Annotated in this window: 8 protein-coding genes and 1 tRNA gene; 5 read left to right on the forward strand and 4 right to left on the reverse strand. The window is 64.3% G+C overall.

Annotation, left to right across the window (positions count from 1 at the left end; genetic code table 11):
- Positions 1-10 precede the first annotated feature (10 nt).
- Both OPC11_RS04770 and OPC11_RS04775 read right to left on the reverse strand, forming a co-directional pair.
- Positions 11-934 (reverse strand): HalOD1 output domain-containing protein, encoded by a 924-nt coding sequence (locus OPC11_RS04770; protein ID WP_264781165.1) that lies wholly within the window; start codon positions 932-934, stop codon positions 11-13.
- Between the two features lie 177 nt (positions 935-1111).
- The gene (locus OPC11_RS04775) at positions 1112-1429 is read right to left on the reverse strand and encodes a hypothetical protein (protein WP_264781166.1); all 318 of its coding nucleotides are present in this window, start codon (positions 1427-1429) and stop codon (positions 1112-1114) included.
- Between OPC11_RS04775 and OPC11_RS04780 the strand changes: the two genes are divergently transcribed.
- A complete protein-coding gene (locus OPC11_RS04780) occupies positions 1422-1628 on the forward strand; it encodes a hypothetical protein (RefSeq protein WP_264781167.1) in 207 nt (68 codons plus the stop codon). The two genes, OPC11_RS04775 and OPC11_RS04780, sit on opposite strands and share 8 nt — an antisense overlap.
- A 9-nt stretch (positions 1629-1637) precedes the next feature.
- A complete protein-coding gene (locus tag OPC11_RS04785; protein ID WP_007976941.1) occupies positions 1638-1937 on the forward strand; it encodes a hypothetical protein in 300 nt (99 codons plus the stop codon).
- A gap of 831 nt (positions 1938-2768) precedes the next feature.
- Here the strand turns inward: OPC11_RS04785 and OPC11_RS04790 are convergent.
- Positions 2769-2853: transfer RNA gene (locus tag OPC11_RS04790), tRNA-Leu, on the reverse strand.
- 89 nt (positions 2854-2942) lie between these two features.
- Between OPC11_RS04790 and OPC11_RS04795 the strand changes: the two genes are divergently transcribed.
- Together OPC11_RS04795 and OPC11_RS04800 are read left to right on the forward strand one after the other, a co-directional pair.
- The gene (locus tag OPC11_RS04795; protein WP_007976938.1) at positions 2943-3350 is read left to right on the forward strand and encodes a desampylase; all 408 of its coding nucleotides are present in this window, start codon (positions 2943-2945) and stop codon (positions 3348-3350) included.
- Positions 3351-3429: 79 nt separating this feature from the next.
- On the forward strand, positions 3430-4431 hold the full coding sequence (locus OPC11_RS04800) for a C40 family peptidase (protein ID WP_264781168.1): 1002 nt from the start codon (positions 3430-3432) through the stop codon (positions 4429-4431).
- On the opposite strand, the gene OPC11_RS04805 is transcribed toward OPC11_RS04800, so the two are convergent.
- Entirely contained in the window at positions 4424-5317 is an 894-nt protein-coding gene (locus OPC11_RS04805) for a serine hydrolase (protein ID WP_264781169.1), read from the reverse strand. The genes OPC11_RS04800 and OPC11_RS04805 overlap by 8 nt on opposite strands.
- Positions 5318-5483: 166 nt before the next feature.
- On the opposite strand from OPC11_RS04805, the gene lysA reads away from it, so the two are divergent.
- Complete coding sequence (gene lysA, locus OPC11_RS04810; protein ID WP_264781170.1) at positions 5484-6761, forward strand: diaminopimelate decarboxylase; 1278 nt, start codon at positions 5484-5486, stop codon at positions 6759-6761.
- Positions 6762-6871: the final 110 nt, after the last annotated feature.

A 6871-nucleotide genomic window follows, 5' to 3' on the forward strand; every position in this document is an offset into this window, starting at 1 on the left:
GCGGATGACCTCAAACGTCGAACCACTCGGTCGTGTAGCTCGTCTCGCGGAGGTGCCAGCGCTGTTCCGGGCCGCTGTCCCCCGCACGGAGTTCGATTATCGCGTCGAACCGGTGTGCGATGGCGCGAACCTGCGGCGAATCGCGGTCGATGGGAAGGACGTAGTGGCCCATCCCGGAGACGTCCTTGACGCGGTGACAGAGTGTATCGAGGAACGCATCGACCTCGGCGTCGTCGTGGGTCTCCACCAGCGGGCGGAGCGTATCGAAACAGAAGCGAAGCTCGGCCGGTGCGAACCCGCCGTGTTCCGCGTCGAGGCGTTCAATTGCGTCGACGATTTCGTCGCGGAACTCGTGTATATCGCCGTCCACGCGTTCGACGGTCGGGGTGGTCCGTACCGAAGATTCGGCGGCCGCGGACCGAGCGCCGGTGTGATAGTCCACGACGTGCGCGTCCGACCCGGCGGAACCGGCGCGAGAGAGACGAGTACGCGCCGTCGAGATGCTGCGGTCGTGGAGCGCGAAGAGCCGCGTTCGGTTGCGCGTCGAATCGCCGAGTAGCGGGACGCTGGCGGCGTCGACGACGGAATCCGGGACCGACCCGACGACGAGCAGATTCCCCCCGAGTCGCTTGATGCGTGCGAGACCCGGTTCGATGGTTATCGACCCGTCGCCGCGAACAGTTACGTGGTGGCCGTACAGAGAAAACGAGAGTCGCCCGCCGCGTCGCGGCGTGCCGTCGTCGCGTGACTTGAACAGTTTGTCGAGCGCCTCGGGGTCGATAACGTCGTAGAGTTGTTCGGGGATGTCCGCCGGTTCGACGCCTGCCACGTCCGCGACAGCCACCGTCACCGTCGTGCTGAGTGACTGCGGGCTGGAGAGGTCGTGTTGCACGCGGTACACACCGCGCTCGTCAGGGGAACCGTCCTCAGTCATATACTTTTTAAGCTTCTGTGAGCGACAGTGAAAAACCCATCGTCACTTCTCTGATAATGATTTCGTCCGATAGGTATTTTCGTCGCGCTCTCCGTCGGTTCTCGAACCGCGGAAACCGCTCTCGACGTTCGTTCCGCTCCGACCACATCGCCTCGTCCACTCACCGCACCGTCCAGTTCACCCCACCCATTCGTACGCGCGGGAGAACATCCACGGAACAACGACGAGCAGGCCGCCGAGACACATCGCGAAGAGGGCCGCCATATCCCCGAGGGTCCACCGCTTCGAATCGCCGCCGGGCGGGGAGAGACGACCGGCGTTCTCCGGCGTGCCCGAATCGGTCGTCGAACCGTTCGGGACGGCGCTCGTGCGCTCGGTCCCTCGGTCGGTTTCCGTCGTCCGCTCCCGCGTCGTCTCGGACTCGATAGCGGTCGTCGCTGATGCCGATGTCGCGTCGGTCGGCGTCGTGGGTGGTGCCGTAGTCGTCGTGGTCACTGGGGTCGTGGTCGTTGTCGTCGGAGTCGTCGTGGACGTGGAAGTCGTCGTGGTCGCGGTCGTGGAGGGCGGCGGCGTCGTGGTTGTCGTCGTAGTCGGCGTCGTTGTTGTGGTGGTCGTGGTGGTCGGTATCGTTGTTGTGGTGGTTTGGGTGGTGGTCGTCGTTGCGGTTGTGGTCGTTGTGGTCGTGGTTGTTTGAGTAGTCGTCGTGGTTGTCGTCGGAATCGTCGTGGTCGTCTGGGTCGTCGTGGACGTCCCGGTGGTCGTGGTCGCGTTGGTCGTGGTGGCCGTCGTAGACGACGAGGTGGTCGTGTTGGTAGCGGTCGCCGTCGCGTTGGTCGTCGCGGCGAGCACGCCCGGAGCACCACCGCCGCGACCGGCGGACGGGGTGACGTTCCCTGCGATGAGAAGTCCTGCAATGAGTAAGAGAGTGAGCACACGGGATACCGAGGTTCGCGTCTGGACCGGGAGCATGGGTCGCTGGTCATCGGTTCCCGTCATCGGTTGATTATTGTTACGATTATTCCGAACAAACGTAAATATCTTACAATAATTTGTTCTGATTGGTATTGTTTGTGTGAAATTCGAAGGTGAAGTTTGAAACGTTCAGAGTTCGGATGGTGGACGTGAGCAACGGATTCGATTGACGTGACAGCGTTTCGCACGTCGAGTCAGATTTTATTCAATTCGTCCGACAAGTACGATAGTTGTCGTTCTCGCGGGAAGACACGTACAGGTCGCTAGCCGCCGTCGAGGATGTCAAAGTTCGGTTCAATGCTGGTCGAGCATCGCCGCGAAACCCATCCTTTCGGCTCTTCGCACCCGAAATTCGAACCCACCGGTCGATACCAGTAAGCCACCGGAATCAGATATGTAGGATGAAGCGAACGAGGCTACAGCCGCAAAGGCAGGTGCTAGAACACCTACCTCGTTTGCTTCGGACCACTACCGAAGCATGCTCGACAAGGATTCTCCGCAAGAAAAGCGTACCGCTCAGCGACCGCTCCCCAAACCTGTCCGCGCTGTGACGAGCGCGTCAGGATGATAACGGTGACTGACCCCGAGTACATGCGGCTGTGGCCGTGTGGACATCGGCTAGCCGCGTAGGGAGTTCCGACAGTTCGTTTTTTGGTGGGCCGTACGGTGGAAGTCGTCGTTCAGTTCGGTGATGCGCCTCGGACAAACGTGTCTACTCGGTTGGCAAGTACAGCAGGCAGAATGCGATGCGAGGGATGGGATTCGAACAACGCCCGAGAACCTGCGCTTCGCGCAGAACCTCGGTCTAATTCGAACCTATTCAGCCGATTCGTACGGCGCGACGGACTGTCGCGCCGACTCATGCGAGGGATGGGATTCGAACCCATGGACGTCTACACGAGCGGGTCTTAAGCCCGCCGCCGTTGGCCTAGCTTGGCAACCCTCGCGCGTCAGTCGATTACCGCTTCCCCTGCAAGTGGGTTTCGGTTAGGGGTGGCCTCCCGTGTTTATCACGCCTCGAACCGAATCCTCGTCCATGCTCGCCCTCTCGCGCGAAGCGTACGATACGCTCGTCAGTCGCGCGCGTCGCGGCCGTCCCGCGGAGATTTGCGGAATCCTCGCGGGCACCCGCGGCGACCCCGCGAACGTCGAAGAGGTGTTTCACGCGGAGAACGTCGCGGCGGACGCGCGAACGCACTACGAAATCGACCCGGAGGAGCAACTCGCTGTCATGGAACGAATCGAAGCGGACGGCCGGGAGGTCGTCGGGTTCTATCACTCCCACCCGCTCGGCCCGGACGAACCAAGCGCGACCGACGCGGCGGACGCGACGTGGGACGGCTACTCCTACGTCATCGTCTCGCTGAACGGCTCGCACCCGTTCGTCGGGTCGTGGCGCTGGACCGGCGAGGGATTCGAACCGGAAGTGGTGCGGCTGACGTAGCCGCGCGAACCGCCGCAACCACCGAGGACGGTAGCAATCTAGGGGCGGGATTTTTTACGTCGCTTCGAACACAGGTGGCATGGACGAAACGGAACCCGTCGAGGCGGCCGACCGAATGGACCCGACCCACCGCGCGAAACTGGCGCTACAGTGCTGCGAGACGAGACACGCACCCGACTCGCGGGTCGCGGTTTTCGACGTAACTCCCGCCGGACGAGAATCGAACGGGGACGAACTCGTACTCCGTGGATCGGTTTCAACCTCCCGACACGAACGCGAAGCGTGCGAGGCGGTCGAGCGCGCGACCGGACGAACGACGACGAGCGACCTCACCGTCCTCGAATCGCTCCGAACGGAGAAGACCGTCGCGCGGTCCGTCGTCCCCGTTCGCGGGGACGCGGACGACGAGGGCGAACAGGTGACGCAAGTCCTGTACGGCGCGCGAGTCGCCGTCTTCGACCGCGACGGCGACTGGGCGCGAGTGTTCACGCCCGACGGGTATCTCGGGTGGGTCGATGTGGACGCGCTCGCCGAGATGGAAGTCGAAGACGCGAACGCGGTCGTCGCCCGCGATACCACGACGACGGAGGGCGAGACGGTGTACGCCGGAACCCCCTGCAAAGTCGAGGACGATACCGAAACGACGGCCGTCTTCCGAACCGGCGAACGGGTGGCTTCGGCGGATGGGGCGATTCAGCGACCGCCGGAGAATCCCACCGGGGACGATATCGTCGAAATCACACGAGAGTATCTCGGAACGGAGTACGACTGGGGCGGCATGACGAGCGACGGAATCGACTGCTCCGGGCTGGCGTGGATTTCCTATCGGGTCAACGGACTCGTCCTTCCCCGCGACGCGGACCAACAGCGGGCCATGGGTGAGTCGGTCGAGCGCGACGACCTCCGCCCCGGCGACCTGCTCTTTTTCCCCGGTCACGTCGCCATCAGCCTCGGCGGCGACGAGTACGTCCACGCCTACGGCGGCGCGGAAGCCGTCGTCATCAACAGTCTCGACCCGGAAAGCGATTCGTACATCCCCGACTTGGACGAGAAGTTCGAACTCGCGCGACGGCTTATCTGAGCCACGCGAACACGGCGTCCCCGATTTCGGCGATGGCGTCCGCCGCGTCGGCACCCGTGTCGGACGTCGCTCGCGCGCCGTCCGTCTCCGTCCCACCAACCCCGTCGATGAAGACCGAAAAAACGAGCGGTCGGTCGCGGTCCGGAACCGACAGGAAGCCGGTGTCGAGTGCGGCGGTCGGAAGCCGTCCGGTTTTGTGCGCGACGTCGGTTTCGTAGGGGAGATAGCGCGGGACCATCGACGTGTCCTTCTGGGCGGCGAGCGGGACGCGCATTCGCTCGTAGGCGGCCGCGGAAAGCGTCGTCTCGCACGCGAGGTCCGCGAAGAACCGCGCACAGTCGAGCGGCGTAGTCGCGTTCGTCGGTTCGTCCGCGGGAACGTGCACGTCGAACTCCCCGAAGTCGGTGTCTTCGAGCGTCGTCATCATCTTTCGCGCGAGGCGGGTTCGGTCCATGCCGAGACGGGCCGCGGCGTCGTTCACCGCCGACATCCCGAGGTGGTCGATGAGTTGGTTCGTCGCGGCGTTGTCGCTCACCGAAATCGTCGCACGCGCGAGGTCCTCGACCGTCGGCGTGGCGTCGAGGAGGTGCAACAACCCGCTCCCACCGACACGGTTTTCGGGCGAGAGGGGGCAGGGCCGGTCGAGTTCGTCGAGTCGGTCGTCGGCGTCGTACCGCTCGTAGAGGGCGTAGAGGACGGGGAGTTTGACGGTGCTCGCGCTCTGGAAGACGCGCGTCTCGTCGTGAGAGCACACTACGTCGAACTCGTCCGGGCCGGACGGGAATCCGAGGAAGACGCCGAGGTCGCCGTCGATGGTCTCGTCGTACGCCGCGATGGTGGCCGCCAGTTCGTCGCGCGTGTCGATAGCGGGGGTGTCAGGACGCATCGGTCATCGACCCCGATTTCGTCGCCATGCCGACACACTGGTCGCCCGCGCCTACAAATAGTTTCGTGTCGGAGGGGGTTTGGGAAAGAACGACCGACGAATCAGGGGAAGCGCCACCTAGCATGGGAGGGTCAACCGTTATCCGCCGCTTGTGGGATGTTCGGGCATGGAACTCACGGAACGAACGGAGCGGTTGCGGAGGCACGCCGACGACCTCGTGTCGGCGTACGGGTCGCCGCTGTACGCCTTTTTCGAGGACGACCTCCGCGCGAACTACGGGACGCTCCGGGACGCGTTGGACGAGCAGTATCCGAACTCCGAGGTCCACTTCGCGGTGAAGGCGAACTACAACCTCGGCGTCCTGTCGGTGCTTCGGGACGCCGGTTGTAAGGCGGAAGCCTACGCGCGCTGTGAACTGACGGCCACCCGACGGGCCGGATTCGACCCCGAGGAGGTGCTCCTCACCGGGATGAACCGAGCGCCCGAGGACATCGAACGGGCGCTCGACTGGGGCGTCTCCCACCTCCTCGTGGACAACGCGACGGAGTTGGAGAAGATACTCGTGGCCGCCGAGGCGACCGAAACCGTGCCGGACGTGCTGATTCGCGGCAATCCCGCGATGGAGGTCCCGACCCACCCCGAAGTGGCGACGGCGACCCGCGAGAGCAAGTTCGGGCTCGACATCGAGAGCGGGCGGGCGATGGCGGTCGCGCGGCAGGCCGTCGAATCGGAGTTCGTCTCGCTCGCGGGCGTGCAGTTGCACGTCGGCAGCCAGATTCGCGGCGTCGAACCCTACGGAGTCGCGGCCCGCGAGATGCTCGGCTTCGCGGCGGACGTGCGGGACGAACTCGGCGTCGAAATCGACGTGCTCGACCTCGGCGGCGGATTCCCCGTTCCCTACGACGAGGACGTGCCGGACACCGAAACCATCGTGGCGCACATGGCCGAGACGATTCGGGAAACGTGTGTACAATACGACCTCGACGAGCCGCGGCTGTTCGTCGAACCGGGCCGACGCCTCGTCGGCAACGCCGGAACCTTCCTCGGGACGGTCGGCGTCGTCAAGGAGACGCCCTACGCCGACTTCGCGGTCCTCGATGGGGGAACGAACGCGGTGTCGTCGTACTGGCCGTATCCCGTCTACGCGGTGAAGGACCGCGAACCGACGCGGACGTACCACGTCGCCGGGCCGCTCTGTTACTCCGGCGACGTGCTGAGCGAGGACGTCCCGCTGCCCGAACTCGGCCCCGGCGACCTCGTGGCGGTGGACAGAATCGGCGCGTACTCGCTCGGCAGCGCGAGTCACACCAACGCCGAGCCGAAACCGCCGGTCGTGTTGGTCCGAAGCGACGGCGGATACGACCTGCTCAGGAAACGCGAGTCGTGTGACGACGTGCTCGGAAACGACTCGATCCCCGAAGGACTGGGCGACGAACGGCAGTGAGCGAAGTAGTCCGAGCGACGAACGTCGTGAGAAAGATGGTTCGAACGGCGAATGCCGTGAGAAAGATGGTTCGAACGGCGAATGCCGTGAGAAAGATGGTTCGAACGGCG

The organism is Haladaptatus sp. T7 (genome assembly GCF_026008575.1).
Lineage (GTDB): Archaea > Halobacteriota > Halobacteria > Halobacteriales > Haladaptataceae > Haladaptatus > Haladaptatus paucihalophilus.